Here is an 18,755-nt window from a genome sequence, read left to right on the forward strand (position 1 = left end):
CTTAATCAATTTGAATTATTCATTAATTAATATGATCTAAGTAGAATCAGGAAAACGATTCCATTATACGCAACTTAATCTAGGGTAAAAATAAATGATAATAAGAACTTGGAAGGATATTGATAAATATTCAAGCTACATGTCAATAGGAGTACATAGTGCTGACTACAATCAAAAAATATGTAATGGTAAGTTTGCTGAGTTTTTAAAAACTAATTTTGATCTTCAAAAACTCCCATATGACATGAAATTATTAGATTTGCTTGTAGCATCGCCATCAAGCTATGAATTGTATGTAAAGTTACCAGAAGAGTTTTTTAAAAGCTGGAAGAACTATCCTTCACTTGGTGATAACTTTGATGATATGAATGAAGATTTAAATTCAGTATTCTATTTTGATTTGGTTCTGTTGAGTACTGACTCATTTGAAATTAAAGATCTGGTTCATCCATATGATTCAAATTTAAAACAAAGTTTTGTTGAAAAATACAAGCAAACTAACCAGATTGATTCAGTAGAAAAAGTAGAACATGAAAATGGAAGGTTTTTCTATCCTTGTGAAATGTACCTAGCTCACTGGCGAGCATATGTTCTTGTTGAGACAATAGTAGAATGCAAGTTTATTGAAAAATATAAAACTGCAGTGGATGGGAAAAAAAATTTCTTAGAAAAGTTTATAAAAATTAACGAAGAATGGACTAGAAAATATAAAAGCACATTAGATATTGTTTCAACTTATAAAACAGTAAGTGCCAGACTAGGCGATGAAAACAGCGATGTAAATTTTCATAAGGATTTACTCGATTTTTTAAATATAGATATACAAGATATTGAAACAACCATTGAAAATTTATTAATAATTTATAAAAAATTTTCAGGTATCAATAAAAGTAAAAAAATAACAGATTTCGATAATGCACTTAATCTATTACAGCAAGATATCTATCTTATGGTTGAATGGCTTGAGTATCTTGGAGTCCAGCGAGCTAACATCCATAAAAAATGGAGTTACGAAAAATTTAGTAATGAAAATTGGGTTGAGTTGAGTGAAGTTTTACCTCGTATGGAAATAGTTGATAACTCAACTTTAGTGAAATTTTCTCAATATTATCTAGATCCTTTAGTCTTTAAATGGATGGAAAGCAATCACTTTGAAATCGAAAATTTAATAAATGACCTATCAGCTCTAGAAACATCAAAAGTCTGGATTAGGACGTTCAGTAGACTTCATAAAGAAATTCAGACTAATAAGAGGTTAATAAATTTTGATTTTCCATTGATCATAGACTCTTTATTAGTTTTAACTATTCGTACTGAGTCAATTTTAAGAGAAAGACTTGAGGAACTTTGTGGAGGAAATGAAAACTTAATAAATGATGTAGTAAATAAATTAGGAGAATTTGCAAAGGGTCAAGATAAGAGAGTTTTTAATAATGTTAAATCACTTCAAGATGAAAATAAGAGATTAACGAAATTAGAAGAACGACCTGAAAATATTTTTAAAAAAATACAGGAGGTTAGAATGCCAAATGGTCTTAGTGGATCTAGAGAAAGTTTCATTAGGAACATTTTGATGTTCATAATAGCAAGGAATTATTTCGCACATCATTCTTACAAGGATAGTGAAATCGGTTATGTGCAAAGTATTTTAGCAAAACAGATAATTGTTGCATGTTTTACAACTATTATATTTACAATGGGTGCAACTAAAAATCAACAATGAGTTCCCTAAAAGAATCAAGCTATAAAAGTGACATTGTTTACCTCTAGCCTCTGCTAACGTACTGACTCTATTAGTCCATATACGTGTGTCTTTTTAAGTGGACATGGTGGACAAAGTGGACATAAGTAATTATCTATATGTTTTTGAATAGTTAATTAAGTCCACCTACATATAAATTTGCATAGTAAAAAAGTGGACATAAAAAATAGTAGAAGTGGACAGAATAGATTGGATAGAATCATGTCCACCTTATGTCCACCTATTAAAATAGAGAGATTTGTATAAAGTGGACATCATAATATCTATATATAACAGCATCTTAACTATAATAAATATCTCTATGTCCACCTTGTCCACTACATCCACCTTATAAATATTGTTTTTAGATTTCATTATCTAGACTCTGCATAGCTTCTGCGCTGAAATGCATCATGCGTGGGCGTGTGCCATCGGGTAGATTATTGCTGGACTTCTTCACATAGAGTTTTTTATCGCCTTCAATAAACTCTTTAATCCAGCCATGCTTGATTAATGCTTTTTTGACGCTGGCCTCATTCATCCCGATACACATTTCTTTTTTAAACATGGTCGGCGATACCAGGTAGGTTTTTTCTTCAGGGTCATAGTAGCCGACACGGTTATGAATACGTTGCCGGATGACTTCACCATCTGCCTGTCTGATTACAGTTAGATCCTCAAAACGGCTTGTACCATTGGCCTCAAAAAATGCCTTAATATGCTCGAGCATTTTGGTTTCTTCCATGTTCTCGCCGTTACCTAGGTTCCCCAGCCAAGTATTAAAACATTGTGCTATAGCATCAAATGCACGTCCTTGCTGCCATCCTGTAATGCCTGCTTGTGTTGCCAGTTCTCCAGCTGCAGCGACAAGTGCGAAACGGCGTAAAACCCGGCTGGCTTGGCCATTCTTTATTTGGCTGTGCTGTTCAATAAAGCTGTCCAGTAGAGTCTGGACTTTTTGCATGACGGCATCTTTATCATGGGTCAGATACTCAAGCCACTTGATGCCGGCATGGCCATAATGCTGTGATGCCAGTTCATTAATGCGGTTGCCAATGTCCTGCGGCGCTGTACCATAGTTAATACAATCAAATACGCCGTATCCTTTACCTGCATCACTGGGGATATGTGCGAAGCGCAGCAATAGGCCTGCATCCAGTTCGATATTGCCACGGCGCAAATGTTCCTCCAGAGTGACTTCACCGGTAGAGGTATACATGAGGCTGAATTGCTTGGCATCTCGGTTTTTACCTGCCTTGGTGCTTCGGGCTTTGCCTTGTCCACCGGTAAGCATATAGACAATATCAGACACGGCTTTCGGTACAGCCTGGCGTAGTTCATCCAGGTTTAAAAAACTATCGTTTCTTAATTCTGCTTCATTCTCTAAAGCATTGTCCGTGGTCCGCCATGACTTGGAGATATGCTTTGGATTGCCCCATACACTACATGAGGCTTTAGTAATGGTACTTTTACCATCGGTTGATGAACCATAGATATGAAAGCCACCACTTTCAGCACCTAAGGGCAAAACCAATTGCCCGGAAAAGGCACATGAAAATGCCAGGACTGCCAAAGCATGAGGCTCAATCAGCCGGCTAAGTTCCTGCCATTCTTCAAAGGTCCCGGATACGGTATAAGGGCTTTTATTATCACTATGAAAAAGCAGTTCTTCATCTTCACTGTTGCCATAGGTTTTATTGGGCGTAGCAAAGCAGTAGCCATGCCATCCGGCACGATCTACACAGCGGAAACGCTGTTCTATCGGGTAGTCTTGAATGTAGTTGATGAATACATTTTTCTTATACGCCTGGCGCGGTGGCATCAAGCCATGGTTGGCAATAATCTTTAAGGCCTCTTGGGCTTCACCCATGAAATGCTCATAAGGGATTAATAGCCGGTGTAAGGTATTGTCCTTATCATGAAATTGAATAACACGCTTCCAGTTGTCATTATTCAGGCTTCGCGCTTCACCTAAAATAATGGCTGAATGGCAGATAAAAGTTCGGGTCTGCTTAAGTTCGCCATCTTCATCTCTTTTTTCTTTAATCAGATATAAGCCTGTGTCCAGGATATGCAGAAATGCGCCATCATCCATTCTGAAAGGCTTGGCTAAATGACCTTTGGGTAACAGTTTATTTGCAGGCAATTGCTCAATGGCCAGCTGAATAAAAGCTTTAACTTCTTCTACATCATCATCTTTATAAAGCTCAGTTAAAAATGAGCTTTCGCCGTATTCTGTATATTGATTTAACAATCTAACTGCAGTGTTTTTCTCTAAGCTTTGGAATGCTTCAAGCTGAATATGTTCAGGGCGCACTGGCATATAAAGCTGGCTATATCCAGCCTTTGACAGCTGATTAATCACAAACTGGATCTGCTCAAAATCAAAAGGTTTGAGAGCTATCTTTTTTGAACTGCACAAGGTGGGCAATAACACTAAAGCCACGGCGTATCCTATCTGGGCAACCTTAAAGAATGCCTCTAGGCTGTATACGATAATTACAGGCTTATCCTGGTGGAAATCACCATAACTGGCAAAACCTTTAGCCAATCCATCAGGGATGACAGCCACACGCTGCCCATCCTGCATGATTGCGCATTGAACAAGCTCCAGCTGTCCATTCACGATAGGCAGGATTAAAGGGCTTTCATATTGAACGCCGTTTATATCCACATTGCCATCATCGACATAGATCGGCTGTTCAGGACTACCAAAACGTTGTATCAATGGATGTGATGAATAAGCATCATTAAACGTTACAAGCCGTGTGCATTCGTTTAAAATGGCATCGGGTGTTATTAGTTCTTTGGGGTGGTCATAATCAAGCATTGTGGCTGCCCCCTTTAATTTTCTCCCATTCAGCTTCGTATGCCTCAGCCTCTTTAGCATGATGATGACGGCGGTCATCCGCCAAATATTCATACATATCTAAATGCGTGATTAATTCAGAAAAATGATATTGAGAAATAACTTCACCATTTTTGGCTAAACCATGAATCCTTTTTATTTCTTTTTTAACATGAGTGATTGCCGTACTCATCCAGCCCATATCACACTCGGCCAATGCAGCTAAGTCGTGCATATCACCAGCATCATAAGTTTTAAGTGTATTTTTAGAATTGATTTGATTCGACATGATTACACTCCCCATACTTTTTTAAGCTTTTTAAGCATTGAGGAAATGCGTTTAACTAATCCCTGTTTTTGTGCAAAGTCTGCTGACTGGATGCGCTGACGTGTAATTTGATGGATAGATTTAGGCATGGGAATGCGCTCCTGAATTATTTAACGGAGCTTTGCCAATTACGACCAAGTAATTATGGTGGCAAAGCTGAAAGGGGTTGGTCGACCAGTAATTCAGGTAACTGGCACACTCGAGAGTGTCCCCCTCCAACTTCGCCATAGAGATATGCGAACGCATAGAGAGATTACACATACAAAAAAAGCCCATTAAGCGGACTGTATGCGCTGAATATTTATAGCCGACCAAAGCTAACTTTGAGATTTTGCTCAAAGCCCGATTAATATAACCATACTTGGGCATGTTGGCAATATTGAGTGATTTATTTTTCATGCTTTCCCCTCATTGCACCAGGTTGATATTGATATTTGAATCAACCAAAACGCCATCATTGGATAGTCCGACTTTTTGACGGTTATCCATCAGTTGCAATAAATGCTGTTCTGCTTCTTCACAGCTAATGCCAAAATGCTTGGCAATGTCCTCTAGGCGGTACATAGGTTCGCCGTCATCCGTGTAACCGCTTACTGGTGGCAATAGGTTTAGCTCTTTGGCCTTTTGGTGCATTTCTTCTTTGATATGCTCAGGCGTGTAGTGCATTGTCAAAATGAATGCCTGTTCTGTGATGGGGTGATGTTCCCCATATTGGTCCAGCATTGCTTTGTAATGGTCGAAGGCTTTGAAAAACTCAGGGTTTACATGGTTATTCATGGCTTACCCCTTCAAAAGTGAACTGTAAATTTGCTTTGCATGTTTCTATGCGGACGGCATTTAAATGCTTTTCATGTTTACGGCGGTGCATACCTAAACTGTGAAATGTGCCTTTGTCCTTAGATATCTTTTCCTGCATACATAGGCGGTTCAGTTCTTCATAAGCGGTCTGCCGTGCTGAATAACTCCCAGTCTTGCGAATGGTCGGTAATACCTCTGCAAATACCCAATTTTGAAAGTTAATAGCTTCGGGTTTAATAGATCGGAAAACTATGCGATATAGATTTTCTTCACTAATAAAAGTGAGCATCTGACTACCGCCATTTGTAAGGGTACACAAGCTTGCAATACCCTTTGGATTTAAATTGAATCTACTAGGATTAGCTCTTTGCATTCCCATAGCATTACAAACATCAGCAAGACAAAATAAAGGCTGTCCGTTTGCATCAAGGGCAACTCTTACGCCGTGTTCATTAAAATTGAAAATAGATGGTTTCATGCTGCCACCTGCTTAATCAATTCATACCGTGCATGAGTTCCTTTACCGTTAAGATTGGGTTCGCCATGGGTGATGATGTTGTGCCCAGCAATACGTAAACGCTGGATGACGGCGCTCAACCGGTAGCAATCAAAGTGATAAATTGCCTCGGCCTGTGAGAGAGTTTTGCCTTGTTGAAGGTGGGCTAAAACTTGGGTTTGATGGTTTGTACTCATGCTTTGCCCCCTATGTTGATTCCATCCAGGAGGGTTAAAAGGTGGTGCATAGCCTGCTGTTCAGTATCGAGCATTTGTACGATGTGCTTAGGTGAGATATGAACAGTTTTAAGACGCGCGGGCCGGATATATTCGGCAAGGGCATCAATGCGCTTTTTGACAAGCTCTGTGTATTCCATAGGCTCATCAATACCGGCTTTTATACTGCGCTGGTACTGAGTATCCAATACGCCGTATAGATCGTTTAGCGTGGCCGAGGTGTCTTTTAACTGGCCATGATTAAGAGAGGTCACTAAATCACGGTTATAGATGTCCTTTTGCACGGCGTTTAATTGCCGGCTGGCATTCAAGGCAATGGCTTTAACTTGAGTTTTAGTCATAGATTAAGCCTCCATGACTGCAAGGCTTTGCTTTTGCTTGTTGTGCCACTCTACAAGCTCGGCATAGTCAAAATAGACTGGGGCCTGCTTAGCAGTTCCCATCTTAATTGCCTTCGGAAAATCAGCATCAGTACGCACGATATGGCGCAACGATTCGCGGCTTACATCAAGGATTTGGCAAGCCGTTTTGAATTGGACGCGGATTGGTTTGATAGTCATAAAAAGCCCACTTATACAAAAATATAGTGGGTTTAGTATGGGTATGATTTATTTGATTAATCCTAGTTAGGATTAGCCTGTATCCTAGTTAGGATTTTTGAGCATTCGCTCTTTTTAGCCATGTGGCGACATTTTCATTGCTTGGGAACTTATCCACACCTAATAATTCACTTTGAGTTTTTAAGGACTCATATGGCGCATAAGGCTTTGATATATCAATACTTGCTAATTCTGATAATGCCAAAATGAGTTTTGCTACATTATTCTCGGCTCTTGTGCTGCCTAGTTTGGATTCATCCGCTATGCTAGTTTGGATTAATTCCATCTGCTTAATACGTTCTTGTGCTGCTGCCAGTTCGCCCCTTAGTCGTGCAATCTCAGCATTCTGATTCTCAATATTTGGCTCTGTTTGTTGAAATGTTGGAGTGCCAAAAGTTGATTGATTTTGTTGTGATAGATTGTCGTTAAAACCAGGAATCACACAAGTACGTTCAAATAGAAATTTCTGTAATGATGCTCTTGGTATCATGCCATCAGATTCTATATCTAATTTATTTGCTCTAATGGCATTCTCAATTATTTTTACTGCCTGAATATGCTCTCCATAACGCCAGGCATCATAGGTAAGGTCACAACTATCCACGTATGCTTGTATTTTTTCTGGCTCATCTAATGAAATAAAGCAAGCCGACTCAACAATAGTGAAATAATCATTCATTGCCAAAATTTTAATATGTAATGGTATTTGATTATCCGGTTTTTCTATTTCGATTGCTTCTTGTATAGGTTCATTTGATGCAACGGTATCGAAGCTAAAGTTTCCATCAATAGCTTGAAGTACTGCCAATAGTTCAGACTTCTTAAAAGCAAATTTACTGTAATCCTGTTTATCGAAAGGGTTAGAACGGTAAGTCATTATCTAGCTCCTTTTGTCTTTTCTCACCCATTACTTTGTTTACTAAATAATGAATTACTTCTAGTTTTGCTTGGTCACTGGGGTTAGGTGCTTCCATAAAGTCACCATTGTATTGATTCTTCAAAATTACTGGCATCCAGCTTTTAAAATCATCTTTTTTATAAACACTTGGTGGTTCCTCTGCCCTGCCGATAGCTAGATTTAGTAGCTGAACAGCCTTAGATATATCCTGATCCGTGCCTAAGTGATGATGAATAGAATCTATAGCCTCACTGATACTTATGTATTCGGCATCTTCATTCTTTAAGAAATCTAAAAGAGAAATACTATTTTGATTTTTTTTATTAAAACTTTGCTCTTTATTTTCAAATTTGGCTTTCCAGCGATTAAAGGAGCGTTTATTAATTAATAGCAAACCTCTACCATATAACTCCATAACAGGGTCATCGAAAGATTTTCCATCATTACGCGTATATTCTATTTGTTGATTTTCACACGCGCCTAAGATAGCCAATTCTTTTATTTTCTTGCATGACTGATCTAGCTTGCACCATTCATTTAAAATATCTGAAAGCCTTAACCATTCGGCATGATCTAAGTATTGTGAACAATTACTGAAACTAGTGTTATACATTATGCCTCCCACAGCATCCCAATAAATAGCTAAGCCAATCAGATTGGGTATCTGACTTTCGGGGATCAACCTAGACTTAGCAAACTGAATATAAACGATATTTAATTATGATTGTGTATATTTAGGTAAGTGAGCGACAAGCTCTGTCACTTGGCCTTTTTAAATTGAATAATGCTTTGATCTGCAATTTCTTCTAAATGATTTGCATACCATTGCATCATATTTGCCCTGTCTTGTAGGTATTGCGCCTTGTTGTACACCCCTGCCACGCCATCCTTTACATGGGCCAGTGCTGCCTCAATGTGACGTTCATCAAAACCACGATTGTTTAATAAGGTACTGGCAATGTGCCTAAATCCATGTGGTGTCTGTCTGCCCTCATATCCCATACGGCGCAAGGCCATAATAAAAACTGTGTCTGATTTCGGCTTGTTCTTGTCCGATCTGCTCGGAAATAAATACTCAGAATTGGTTTGGTAGGTCTGTAATTCTTTTAATATCGCCACTGCTTGAGTTGATAAAGGTACAACATGCTCACGGCGTTTCTTCATGCGGTATTCGGGAATATTCCACAGTCCTTGCTCTAGATCGAACTCCTCCCATTTGGCTTCCCTTAATTCAGTAGGTCGGCAAAACAACATAGTTAAAAGCTGTAGGCCCATCCGTACATCCAGTGATGGGTAATTATTGATAGCTCTTAATAATGTAGGTAGTTCCTGCTCAGTCACATGAGCCATATTTTCCTTTTTACCTTGTTGCAGATATTTTTGGATGCCTTCCACTGGGTTGTAATCTATTCGCCCAGTCACCTTTGCAAAATCGTATATATCACGGCACATGGCACGAACTCGGTTTACCTGTTCATATATGCCCTGCTCTTGTTGAATACCTTTTAGATGATTCATCCATTCAATCGGTTTGATGGTGGTGTACAAGCGTTTGCCGAAAATTGGGAATATATGTTTTTCTAATGCACCTTTGTTTCTGGTCATGGTGTCCTGTACCCATGTGTCTACTTTGGTGTCTAACCATTCACGGGCCAATACTTCAAAGGTGGCATTATTCTGTTCCAGTTCTTGCCGTTTACGTTCCTGCTTGGTAATGATTGGATTATCGCCGTGTGAAATATCTTTGATTATCTCTCGCGCTTTCTTCCTTGCACCTGCTCCTGAAAGTTCGGGATAAGTTCCGATTCCAAGCCACGACCATTTGCCATCTGCTTTCTTATATCTGAATAACCAAGCCTTTTTGCCATCAGGCTTCACACGAAAATATAAACCCTCGCCGTCCAGCTCCCGATATTCTTTTGATTCAGGTTCAAGGTTAGCTAAAACGGTGTCTGATAATGGTCGGCGTTTTATATCTGTTCTTTTCATGAGCTTGTACACCCGTGAGTTCAATAAAATGTGCAATGTACAAGGCAGTGTACACCGTGCATGTACACTGTAGCTAGTTATATTTGGTTATGTTCAGGCAAGAAAAAAGGCTCAATCCCTTTAGAATCAAGCCTTTTCGTTTTAAGACTTGGCATATTTTGCCATGTCTTGTTAGGTATTTGGTGGAGATGGCGGGAGTTGAACCCGCGTCCGCCAGCACTACGCTCGAGAATACTACATGCTTAGATATCGTCTATTGTTTTAACTCTTTGTGACCCGACGAACAGGGTACAAATCGCGATCCTCTAAGTTTAGTACAAAGCCCCGAGGCTTGGCTTTATACGGACTTGTGTGCGTGCGCTTCAGTCGGACTCTCTAACCACAAGTATTTGGAGAGGCGGACAAGCTGCCCTTAGGCAGCTAGAGCGTATGATTCGTCGTTTGCGACTATTAAAATGCAAATTTGATTTACGAGAGAAAATGCGCTCTCGACATGCATCTATGAGTTTCATCACCAGCGTCGAAGCCAGAAACATCCCCAAAGTAGACCGCAATCATAACATAAATGTTTAAACCCGCAGCGAGTTTTTTAAACATTTACACAAACAGATGCGATTAATTCAATAATTGCGCTAATATTTTATTTTTCAAGTCCTATAAAAGAAAAAAATTATGAGCTATTTACTTGCACTCGATCAGGGAACCACCTCTAGCCGTGCGATTATCTTCAATGAACAGGGAAAAGTTCAAGCAACAGCTCAGCGTGAAATACATATCTCTACCCCACATTCAGGCTGGGTAGAACAGGATGCACAGGAAATCTGGACCACACAAATTGCAGTTGTGCAGCAGGCCCTCGCCTCGGCCCGTATTCTGGCCAAAGATATCAAAGCCATTGGACTGACTAATCAGCGTGAAACCACCATGGTTTGGGATAAACGCAATGGCAAGCCGCTTGCCCCTGCAATTGTCTGGCAAGATCGACGTGCAACTGAATGGTGTAATCAGCTTCTGCAAAAAAATTTACAGAATAAAATCCAGCAGAAAACCGGTTTATTGATTGACCCTTATTTCAGTGCCGGAAAACTGGTCTGGTTGCTGGAAAATATCGAAGGTCTGCGTGATCTGGCACAACAGGGACATGTGGCTTTTGGAACAGTCGATAGCTGGCTGATGTGGAATCTGACCCAAGGTACAGAACATGTCATTGAAGCCAGCAATGCCTCCCGTACTATGCTGATGAATCTGCAAACTCAGGCCTGGGATGAAGAATTGCTACAGCTGTTTAATATCCCGCGTTCAGTTCTGCCGCAAATTATTGCTTCGGATAGCTATATGGCAGACACGGCTACAGGTTTATTGGGCGCAAATATCCCAATTATGGGAATTTTGGGCGATCAGCAATCGGCCCTGTTTGGCCAGTCCTGCTTTGAAGTGGGTAGTGCAAAAAATACCTATGGCACGGGTTGCTTCATGCTGTTCAATACGGGGCATCAGGTGCAATTTAGCCACAACAAGCTCTTGAGCACCTTAGCCTGGCAATGTCATGAAAAAACCACTTATGCATTGGAAGGCAGTGTATTTATGGCGGGTGCCATTGTGCAATGGTTACGTGATGGTTTAGGGATTATTCAAAACAGTCGTGAAGTCGAACAGCTGGCTTGTCAGGTAAAAGATACCGACGGCGTAGTTTTGGTGCCGGCTTTTACCGGACTCGGTGCTCCGCATTGGGACAGTGATGCCCGTGCCCTGCTCTGCGGCATGTCCCGTGGGACCAATAAAGCCCATATTGCCCGTGCAGCTTTGGAATCGATAGCCTTTCAGGTCTCCGATGTCCTGATGGCCATGCAATCCGATATTACCCATCCCTTAAAGGAACTGCGCGTCGATGGCGGTGCGAGTAGCAATGACATGCTGATGCAGTTTCAGGCAGATATCTTAAATGTGCCGGTATTGCGCCCTAAAATGCTGGAATCTACCGCTTGGGGTGCAGCAGCCATGGCCGGATTAAAAGCTGGCGTATTTTCCAGCATGTCAGATATTTCTGCATCATGGCAACTGGAGCGGGCTTTTGAACCCAATATGAATCAAGACCAGCGCCAGTTTCATCTAAGCAAATGGCAAACTGCATTAAAGCGTGCTAAATCAGATATTTAATATCTTCATATCCAAGATAATCAAAAACCGCTTCGAAAAGCGGTTTTTGATTAATGTGCATGTCCACCACCGGTGACACCATTTTTGGGTTTTGGACATAGCCAGATAATCAGTGCGGCAAAAACAAACACCAGCGCCAGAATTAAAAATACATGGTTAGCAGATAAGGTAGATGCTTCTTTATCGACCAGACTCGAAATATAGCCCAAACTGCTTTCTGGACTCATTCCTCTTTGGGTCAGCGTATTTTGCACCTCATCCACATGCAAGCTTCCGGCCATCTCGCTACGTGCCACCTTTGCATGATCATCCCAAATGGTAACGGCAATCGACGCTCCAATTGCCCCGGCCATGGTTCTGAGGAAGTTCATCAAACCGGCAGCAGAAGCCATTTCTTGCGGCAATACTGAAGCCAGAGCCATATTGGAGAGTGGAATAAAGAAAAACGGTACGGCAAAACCTTGCAAGATTTGCGGCAATGCCAAGGCCATAAAGTCGGCTTCAGTAGTCCAGAAGGCCCGCATCAGGGTCACCCCGCCCAGCAGACATAAACCAAAACTGGCCAAAGCCCGCTGATCATATTTGGTCGCCAGTTTGGCCACAATGGGCGACATCAGCAAACTGCCAAAACCCATGGTTGCAGTCAAATAACCTGCCCAAGTGGCGGTATAGCCAAGATTCACCTGTAACCATTGTGGAATCATGACAATACTGCCAAAAAAGGCCCCAAAACCAAAGGCTAAAGCCAAAACGGAAATGGTAAATCCACGATATTTAAAGATCTGGATATTCACTACCGGATGGCACTCGGTGAGTTCCCAAATGGTAAAAACGATGAGCCCGATCAAGGCAATCATGGCCAAAATAACAATAAAGGGATGATTAAACCAGTCATACTCATGGCCTAAATCCAGCATCAGCTGCAATGCCCCAATCCATAAAATCAGAAGCATTAATCCGCCCATATCAATTTTGAGTGTATTGGTTGCTGTTTCAGCAGATTTCAGCAAACGCATTGCAGCAAATGCACAGCCCAACCCGACCGGGATATTGATAAAGAAAATCCAGTGCCATGACCAGTTATCACTAATAGTCCCGCCCAGAATTGGCCCCAAAATGGGTCCAACAACTGTAGTCATGGCCCACATGCCCATCGCCTGCGACTGTTTCTCCGGTGGGAAAATACGCATCAGCAGGGTTTGACTGAGCGGCATAATCGGCCCGCCAAACAGGCCTTGTCCAATTCGGCAAAATACCAGCATTTCCAGACTGGTGGATAAACCGCATAACACAGAAAATAAGGTAAAACCGAACAGGCTGATGACAAAGATCCGGACCGTGCCAAAGCGTCCAGCCAGCCAGCCGGTTAAAGGCACACAAATGGCTTCGGCAACGGCATAGGAGGTAATCACCCAGGTCCCTTGCGATGCAGAAACCGCAAGGCTACCGGTAATATGCGGAACCGAGACATTGGCAATGGTCATGTCCAGCACGACCATAAAATTGGCAAAGGCCAGTACAAATGCTGCCAGAAGCAGGCGGCCGCCAGTCAGGTTCGGTATAGGAGCGTAGTTATTCATAAATGACTACTTCGAAGACAAATCGATCTTCGCTTCCATAGACAGTCCCACCCGTAACGGATGTTCAGCCAGTTCTTTAGAATCAAGCTTGATGCGAACCGGCAAGCGCTGAACCACCTTAATCCAGTTACCCGTCGCATTTTGTGCCGGAATCAGCGCAAAGGCTGAACCGGTTCCGCCAGAGAAGCCTTGTACCGTGCCGTGATATTCAACGGAATCTCCATACAAGTCAGAAGTCAGGATTACATTTTGACCGGGACGGACTTTTTCCAGCTGGCTTTCTTTAAAGTTGGCATCAACATACAGTTGTGAGGTCGGCACCACCATCATCAGGACAGTGCCCGGTGCCACACGCTGACCAACCTGAATATTACGGCGTGTCACCACCCCATCAAAAGGAGCCTTGATTTCAGTACGCTCCAGATCTAACACAGCCTGCTTTAATTTGGCCTGTGCCACCAAAACATCAGGCGTGCTATTTTCATTGGCGCCGCGAATCAGTGCTTCATTGGCCGCCAAATTGCTTTGTGCCGCTTTTTGGCTGGATTTAGCTTGTGCCAAACCGGCTTGTGCCGATTCATAAACCGCTTTGGCGGTATTCAGTGCGCTTTGTGCCGTACTGAGTTCTTCTTTAGAAATGGCGCCAGAGGCACTGAGTTTTTCACGACGGCTTAAATCATCTTGTGCCTTATCCATTTCAGCTTTGGCCTCGGCCACTTTGGCTTCAGCACTATGAATCGCATCATCACTGACAAAAATTTGTGAATTCAGTGAGCTGCTATTGGCTTGCGTCTGTTTATATTGACGCTGTGCCTTGACCAGTTCTGCTTTGGCTGCAGCAAGAGCGATTTCCGCATCGCGCTGATCAACTCGAACCAGCAACTGACCTTTTTTGACCGTTTGAGTATCACTGACCAATACCTGTTCGACTTGTCCGGTGACCATAGAAGTGATTGAGGCCGTTTCTGCACCTACATAGGCATTATCGGTATCAACAGAATGATTGAAAAATAATGTCCAGATGGCATATAAAATCACAGCAAGGATTAAAATCAGTGCCACAAATCCCAAAGCCTTTTTTCGTTTTGCCTTGAGTTGCTGGTCAGTCACCTGTTCAGACTGTTGAGCATCTGACGGCGTAATTTGAACATCTGTCATGCATGTTTCCTAAATCCAACAGCCCCCATCAGCAAGCAGCCCTGATCTGCCACCTTGACAATAGGCATCTAGATCGTAGTAAGCTCATCTTGATGAGACGTTATTCTTGTAAAAATTTTTGATGCATTTTAAGAGTAAAAAATCATATTTTGAGAATAAAAATGTAACTCACCAGTTTCCAAAACAAATTCAGCACCGGATTTTCATTCAATGCCACATATTGACCTGACTTCTGCTTAGCTGGCTTCAAACAAATTTAATAAGCATAAGAAGCGATGGCGGTTGCAATCGCTTTGCCTTCATCATTGACTAAGGTCATGCGCATGGTGCAACCTTTCCGACCTAAACGCAAAGTCTCGGCACGTGCAGTAAAAGAATTGCCGCGACCCGGTGCAAGATAATCGACCCGCATATCAACTGTTGCCAAACGGGATACCTTCTTAATCGTCTCGGGCAAATCATCAGGAGTGGCTTTCTTGTACAGCTCCCCCATCGCCACAATCCCGCCAATACTGTCTAAAATGGTCGCCGCAACACCGCCATGCAAAATCTGAAATGCCACATTGCCAATCATATACGGCTGCATGTCGATATGGGCTTCAATCTGCCCATCCACTACCCGCATGTTCATGCCATTGTGCTGAAAAAAAGGAGATTTATTAAAAGCCTTGCATAACTGGTTCAGCAATACATCAATATCAACTTTCGAGCCGAAATGTATATGACCGGTCCAACTTTTTTCTGTTTCGTTTACCATTCGCTCGAATTTCCTGATTGAATAAAAATCTGTTAAACATCACCCAAAAACATATTCTAGGGCTACAATAGCCAAAGTTTAATACTGATCATTGAGATTGTTATGACCTATACGTTCAATCGTCCAGCATTTCCCGCTACCCGCATGCGCCGCATCCGTAAAAATGACCAATTACGTGCCATGGTACGCGAAACCCAGCTGACGACCGATCATCTCATTTACCCAGTATTCGTCCTTCCGGGGCAGAACCAAACCCAAGACATTCCAAGTATGCCGAATGTACAGCGTCTGTCTGCCGACCTACTGTTAAAAAAATCCGAACGTCTACTAGAATTGGGCGTTTCTAAATTAGCGCTCTTCCCTGTTACTCCACAAGAAGACAAAAGTCTGTCCGCCGAAGCTGCATGGCGTGAGGACGGTCTGGTCCAAAATACCGTTCGCCTGCTAAAAAAAGAATTGCCAGAAATGGTACTGATCACAGATGGTGCTTTAGACCCGTATACTACGCATGGTCAGGACGGCATCATTGATGACACAGGCTATGTGCTAAATGATGAAACGGTAGAATGCCTGATTAAACAAGCCTTAAGTCATGCTGAAGCCGGTGCAGATGTGGTTGCGCCGAGTGACATGATGGATGGCCGTATTGGTGCTATTCGTAATGCGCTGGAAGCCAACGGTCATATCTATACCAATATCATGGCTTATTCAGCCAAATATGCCTCCAGTTTTTACGGTCCATTCCGTGATGCAGTCGGTTCATCGACGAACCTGAAAGGTGGCAACAAGTACAATTACCAGATGGACATCGGTAACCGTGCCGAAGCGCTGCATGAAATTGCCCTGGATATTCAGGAAGGTGCAGACATGGTGATTGTTAAACCGGGTATGCCTTATCTGGATATCGTCCGTGAAGTGAAAGATACCTTTGGCGTGCCGACTTTCGTTTATCAGGTCAGCGGTGAATATGCCATGCTGGCGGGTGCCATTCAAAATGGCTGGCTGTCCGACAGCGTGATTATTGAATCACTGATGAGTTGCCGCCGTGCCGGTGCTGATGGCATCTGGACCTACTTTGCCGAAGAAGCGGCTCTTAAACTAAAAGACATGAAATAAGGATTTGTGGTCTAAGCGATGAAAATTGCCATTATTGGAGCAGGCATTAGCGGTCTGCTGTCTGCTCTAGAGCTGGTGGAACAGGGATGTTCCGTGATGATTTTCGATCAGCAGGAGGCAGGAAAAGCTGCCTCCTGGGCGGGTGGTGGGATTCTCTCCCCGATGTATCCGTGGCGCTATCCGCAAGCCGTAAATCAGCTGGCGCAATATGGCAAGTCATTGTATTTAGACTGGAACAAAAAGTTAAAGCCTGTGTCAGGCATTGATTTTGAAATTCATGAAAGCGGTATGCTGATTTTTGATGAAGCTGATTTTGAAAGCGGTCTGAATTATGCCGAGCAGTTTCAGGAACCAATGCAGCAATGTGAATATTTACAACAGGAACAGATTGAACAGCTAAATCCTTTTATTGACGCCAAATTTCAACACGCCATTTATTTCCCCCAGATTGCCAATGTCAGAAACCCGCGCTTACTGCAATCCATGGTGGCCTATTTAAAGCAGCATCCACAAGTCGAATTTATTGAACACTGCCCGATTGAGCAGTTCAATATCGCCAATGGCCAAGTCCAGTCCGTAGCTGCTAAAAATGGCAAAACTTATGATGCGGATCAGTTTGTGATCACCACCGGCGCATGGTCGCAGCGCTGGTCTGAACAACTGGATCTTGAGATTCCAGTTCGTCCGGTTCAGGGACAGATGGTGCTGTTTAAAACCCCGGCAAACTGGTTACCGACCATGTGCATGAATGATGTGATGTATTTAATTCCACGTCTGGACGGTCATGTGGTCTGTGGTTCCAGCATGGCGGATTGCGGTTTTGACACCACCCCAACAGTAGCAACCAAGCAGAAAATTTTAGAAGCCTGTTTCGAGATGGTTCCCGAACTGGCAGCGTTCCCTATCGAAAAACAGTGGGCCGGTTTAAGACCCGGCTCCCCAACGGGTATTCCTTACGTCGGCAAAATACCCGAGATGGAAAATTTGTGGGCCAACTTTGGACATTTCCGTAACGGCTTATGTATGGGGCCTGCCTCTGCACAATTGCTCAGACAGCTGATGCTGGGCCAAACTCCTCTCGTAAACCCGGCAGCTTATAGCCCTGCGCGTCTCAAATCTGAAGCAGAGTTAATGGTTCACTAATATATCTTCTAAAGCGCTGTTCAAGGTCGGATATTTAAACTCAAAACCGGCCTCTTGCAGGGCTATGGACGCGACATATTGACCATTTAATACCAGTTGTGACTGCTCACCCAGCATCCATCGCAACACGAAAGCCGGTAAAAAGAACACAGGTTTACGTTTTAAAACTTGTGCCGCTGTTTTAACAAACTGCGCTTGCGAGACTTTTTCAGGTGACACGAGATTAAATATTTGTGCTTCAGTTTCATTGAGCATTAAAAATTCGATGGCACGCAGCACATCTTGCACATGCACCCAGACTACAGGTTGCCGCCCATGTCTAATCTGTCCCACCAGATTCAGTTTAATGGGGAATAACATACGCGGTAAAATTCCGCCATTTTTCCCAAACACAATGCCAAGACGAATAATCTTGGTTTTTTGCTGCGTAAAACTGAGGGCTGCCTGCTCCCATAACTGGCACAATTCCGACATAAAAATAGACTGTGGTGCAGACAGTTCTGTATATGTTTCTAACCATTGTTCAGTCGGATCTATACCGTAATATCCGACTGCGGAACCGGAAATAATCCGCTTTGGAAAAATCTGTCTTTTTTCCAGGTATCGATAGAGCTGCTGCGTGGTTTCTACCCGGCTCTTCATCAGTTGTTGTTTTCTTTTCGCTGTCCAGCGTCCCTGTCCAATACTTTCACCAGCCAGGTTGATGACATAATCAATGCGGTCGGTTTTTAGTTCATCTAAATGCTGAATCCAGGTCAGATCGGGATGATTTGAGCGTTTATTTTTCTGGCGGGTCAGTCCCACCACGGCATAATCACGAGCCAGCAAATAAGACAACAGATGCGAGCCGATAAAACCACTGCCCCCGGTAATCAAGACACATGCTTTTTGCATTTTAGACGTACTCATGT

20 protein-coding genes and 1 other RNA gene are annotated in these 18,755 nt (G+C 42.5%); 4 read left to right on the forward strand and 17 right to left on the reverse strand.

Going from position 1 to position 18,755, the window contains the following annotated elements:
- Positions 1–94: 94 nt before the first annotated feature.
- Positions 95–1,723: a hypothetical protein gene (locus tag GTU69_RS02625; protein WP_166167703.1), complete on the forward strand. Its 1,629-nt coding sequence runs from the start codon at positions 95–97 to the stop codon at positions 1,721–1,723.
- Between the two features lie 382 nt (positions 1,724–2,105).
- Here the strand turns inward: GTU69_RS02625 and GTU69_RS02630 are convergent, their stop codons facing one another.
- From GTU69_RS02630 to ssrA, 13 genes are all read right to left on the reverse strand, one after another.
- Positions 2,106–4,571: a DUF927 domain-containing protein gene (locus GTU69_RS02630; protein WP_166167706.1), complete on the reverse strand. Its 2,466-nt coding sequence runs from the start codon at positions 4,569–4,571 to the stop codon at positions 2,106–2,108.
- Positions 4,564–4,878 carry a hypothetical protein gene (locus tag GTU69_RS02635; protein ID WP_166167709.1) on the reverse strand — a complete coding sequence of 105 codons (315 nt, stop codon included), beginning with the start codon at positions 4,876–4,878 and terminating at the stop codon, positions 4,564–4,566. Before GTU69_RS02635 ends, GTU69_RS02630 begins: the two co-directional genes overlap by 8 nt.
- A gap of 2 nt (positions 4,879–4,880) precedes the next feature.
- On the reverse strand, positions 4,881–5,006 hold the full coding sequence (locus GTU69_RS17275) for a hypothetical protein (RefSeq protein WP_277343560.1): 126 nt from the start codon (positions 5,004–5,006) through the stop codon (positions 4,881–4,883).
- Positions 4,999–5,316, reverse strand: coding sequence for a hypothetical protein (locus GTU69_RS17085; RefSeq protein WP_240921572.1), 318 nt, complete (start codon positions 5,314–5,316; stop codon positions 4,999–5,001). The genes GTU69_RS17275 and GTU69_RS17085 overlap by 8 nt, the downstream gene beginning before the upstream one ends.
- 9 nt (positions 5,317–5,325) lie before the next feature.
- Positions 5,326–5,694, reverse strand: a complete 369-nt coding sequence (locus GTU69_RS02640) for a hypothetical protein (RefSeq protein WP_166167712.1) — start codon at positions 5,692–5,694, stop codon at positions 5,326–5,328.
- Positions 5,687–6,193: a BRO family protein gene (locus GTU69_RS02645; RefSeq protein ID WP_166167715.1), complete on the reverse strand. Its 507-nt coding sequence runs from the start codon at positions 6,191–6,193 to the stop codon at positions 5,687–5,689. Before GTU69_RS02645 ends, GTU69_RS02640 begins: the two co-directional genes overlap by 8 nt.
- Positions 6,190–6,408, reverse strand: coding sequence for a helix-turn-helix domain-containing protein (locus GTU69_RS02650; RefSeq protein ID WP_166167718.1), 219 nt, complete (start codon positions 6,406–6,408; stop codon positions 6,190–6,192). Before GTU69_RS02650 ends, GTU69_RS02645 begins: the two co-directional genes overlap by 4 nt.
- Positions 6,405–6,788, reverse strand: coding sequence for a hypothetical protein (locus GTU69_RS02655; protein ID WP_166167721.1), 384 nt, complete (start codon positions 6,786–6,788; stop codon positions 6,405–6,407). Before GTU69_RS02655 ends, GTU69_RS02650 begins: the two co-directional genes overlap by 4 nt.
- 3 nt (positions 6,789–6,791) lie before the next feature.
- Positions 6,792–7,007 carry a transcriptional regulator gene (locus GTU69_RS02660; RefSeq protein ID WP_166167724.1) on the reverse strand — a complete coding sequence of 72 codons (216 nt, stop codon included), beginning with the start codon at positions 7,005–7,007 and terminating at the stop codon, positions 6,792–6,794.
- An 88-nt stretch (positions 7,008–7,095) separates the two neighbouring features.
- On the reverse strand, positions 7,096–7,923 hold the full coding sequence (locus GTU69_RS02665; RefSeq protein ID WP_166167727.1) for a hypothetical protein: 828 nt from the start codon (positions 7,921–7,923) through the stop codon (positions 7,096–7,098).
- Positions 7,907–8,557 carry a hypothetical protein gene (locus tag GTU69_RS02670; protein WP_166167729.1) on the reverse strand — a complete coding sequence of 217 codons (651 nt, stop codon included), beginning with the start codon at positions 8,555–8,557 and terminating at the stop codon, positions 7,907–7,909. The genes GTU69_RS02665 and GTU69_RS02670 overlap by 17 nt, the downstream gene beginning before the upstream one ends.
- A gap of 146 nt (positions 8,558–8,703) precedes the next feature.
- The gene (locus GTU69_RS02675; RefSeq protein WP_166167857.1) at positions 8,704–9,933 is read right to left on the reverse strand and encodes a tyrosine-type recombinase/integrase; all 1,230 of its coding nucleotides are present in this window, start codon (positions 9,931–9,933) and stop codon (positions 8,704–8,706) included.
- A 180-nt stretch (positions 9,934–10,113) separates the two neighbouring features.
- Positions 10,114–10,473: a transfer-messenger RNA gene (ssrA, locus tag GTU69_RS02680) on the reverse strand.
- A gap of 132 nt (positions 10,474–10,605) precedes the next feature.
- Between ssrA and glpK the strand changes: the two genes are divergently transcribed.
- Entirely contained in the window at positions 10,606–12,090 is a 1,485-nt protein-coding gene (gene glpK / locus GTU69_RS02685; protein ID WP_086196010.1) for a glycerol kinase GlpK, read from the forward strand.
- 50 nt (positions 12,091–12,140) lie between these two features.
- Here the strand turns inward: glpK and GTU69_RS02690 are convergent, their stop codons facing one another.
- From GTU69_RS02690 to GTU69_RS02700, 3 genes are all read right to left on the reverse strand, one after another.
- Positions 12,141–13,670, reverse strand: a complete 1,530-nt coding sequence (locus GTU69_RS02690) for a DHA2 family efflux MFS transporter permease subunit (RefSeq protein ID WP_086196011.1) — start codon at positions 13,668–13,670, stop codon at positions 12,141–12,143.
- Between the two features lie 6 nt (positions 13,671–13,676).
- Positions 13,677–14,828 carry an HlyD family efflux transporter periplasmic adaptor subunit gene (locus tag GTU69_RS02695; protein WP_166167732.1) on the reverse strand — a complete coding sequence of 384 codons (1,152 nt, stop codon included), beginning with the start codon at positions 14,826–14,828 and terminating at the stop codon, positions 13,677–13,679.
- 256 nt (positions 14,829–15,084) lie between these two features.
- Positions 15,085–15,585, reverse strand: coding sequence for a thioesterase family protein (locus tag GTU69_RS02700; RefSeq protein ID WP_166167735.1), 501 nt, complete (start codon positions 15,583–15,585; stop codon positions 15,085–15,087).
- Between the two features lie 102 nt (positions 15,586–15,687).
- On the opposite strand from GTU69_RS02700, the gene hemB reads away from it, so the two are divergent.
- Together hemB and thiO are read left to right on the forward strand one after the other, a co-directional pair.
- Entirely contained in the window at positions 15,688–16,701 is a 1,014-nt protein-coding gene (gene hemB, locus GTU69_RS02705; protein WP_166167738.1) for a porphobilinogen synthase, read from the forward strand.
- Between the two features lie 18 nt (positions 16,702–16,719).
- Positions 16,720–17,844 carry a glycine oxidase ThiO gene (thiO, locus tag GTU69_RS02710; protein ID WP_166167741.1) on the forward strand — a complete coding sequence of 375 codons (1,125 nt, stop codon included), beginning with the start codon at positions 16,720–16,722 and terminating at the stop codon, positions 17,842–17,844.
- Here thiO and GTU69_RS02715 read toward each other — a convergent pair.
- A complete protein-coding gene (locus GTU69_RS02715) occupies positions 17,830–18,738 on the reverse strand; it encodes a TIGR01777 family oxidoreductase (protein WP_166167858.1) in 909 nt (302 codons plus the stop codon). The genes thiO and GTU69_RS02715 overlap by 15 nt on opposite strands.
- Positions 18,739–18,755 lie beyond the last annotated feature (17 nt).

The sequence above is a fragment of the Acinetobacter sp. SA01 genome (genome assembly GCF_011319235.1).
GTDB lineage: Bacteria > Pseudomonadota > Gammaproteobacteria > Pseudomonadales > Moraxellaceae > Acinetobacter.

Bases quoted from the DNA above. Each gene is read 5' to 3' on its own strand.
- glpK (WP_086196010.1), top strand. From the start codon at position 10,606: ATGAGCTATTTACTTGCACTCGATCAGGGAACCACCTCTAGCCGTGCG.
- GTU69_RS02640 (WP_166167712.1), bottom strand. From the start codon at position 5,694: ATGAATAACCATGTAAACCCTGAGTTTTTCAAAGCCTTCGACCATTAC.
- GTU69_RS17085 (WP_240921572.1), bottom strand. From the start codon at position 5,316: ATGAAAAATAAATCACTCAATATTGCCAACATGCCCAAGTATGGTTAT.
- GTU69_RS02645 (WP_166167715.1), bottom strand. From the start codon at position 6,193: ATGAAACCATCTATTTTCAATTTTAATGAACACGGCGTAAGAGTTGCC.
- GTU69_RS17275 (WP_277343560.1), bottom strand. From the start codon at position 5,006: ATGCCTAAATCTATCCATCAAATTACACGTCAGCGCATCCAGTCAGCA.
- GTU69_RS02695 (WP_166167732.1), bottom strand. From the start codon at position 14,828: ATGACAGATGTTCAAATTACGCCGTCAGATGCTCAACAGTCTGAACAG.
- thiO (WP_166167741.1), top strand. From the start codon at position 16,720: ATGAAAATTGCCATTATTGGAGCAGGCATTAGCGGTCTGCTGTCTGCT.
- GTU69_RS02625 (WP_166167703.1), top strand. From the start codon at position 95: ATGATAATAAGAACTTGGAAGGATATTGATAAATATTCAAGCTACATG.
- GTU69_RS02635 (WP_166167709.1), bottom strand. From the start codon at position 4,878: ATGTCGAATCAAATCAATTCTAAAAATACACTTAAAACTTATGATGCT.
- GTU69_RS02700 (WP_166167735.1), bottom strand. From the start codon at position 15,585: ATGGTAAACGAAACAGAAAAAAGTTGGACCGGTCATATACATTTCGGC.
- GTU69_RS02630 (WP_166167706.1), bottom strand. From the start codon at position 4,571: ATGCTTGATTATGACCACCCCAAAGAACTAATAACACCCGATGCCATT.
- GTU69_RS02665 (WP_166167727.1), bottom strand. From the start codon at position 7,923: ATGACTTACCGTTCTAACCCTTTCGATAAACAGGATTACAGTAAATTT.
- GTU69_RS02655 (WP_166167721.1), bottom strand. From the start codon at position 6,788: ATGACTAAAACTCAAGTTAAAGCCATTGCCTTGAATGCCAGCCGGCAA.
- GTU69_RS02670 (WP_166167729.1), bottom strand. From the start codon at position 8,557: ATGTATAACACTAGTTTCAGTAATTGTTCACAATACTTAGATCATGCC.
- GTU69_RS02675 (WP_166167857.1), bottom strand. From the start codon at position 9,933: ATGAAAAGAACAGATATAAAACGCCGACCATTATCAGACACCGTTTTA.
- GTU69_RS02660 (WP_166167724.1), bottom strand. From the start codon at position 7,007: ATGACTATCAAACCAATCCGCGTCCAATTCAAAACGGCTTGCCAAATC.
- GTU69_RS02690 (WP_086196011.1), bottom strand. From the start codon at position 13,670: ATGAATAACTACGCTCCTATACCGAACCTGACTGGCGGCCGCCTGCTT.
- GTU69_RS02650 (WP_166167718.1), bottom strand. From the start codon at position 6,408: ATGAGTACAAACCATCAAACCCAAGTTTTAGCCCACCTTCAACAAGGC.
- GTU69_RS02715 (WP_166167858.1), bottom strand. From the start codon at position 18,738: ATGCAAAAAGCATGTGTCTTGATTACCGGGGGCAGTGGTTTTATCGGC.
- hemB (WP_166167738.1), top strand. From the start codon at position 15,688: ATGACCTATACGTTCAATCGTCCAGCATTTCCCGCTACCCGCATGCGC.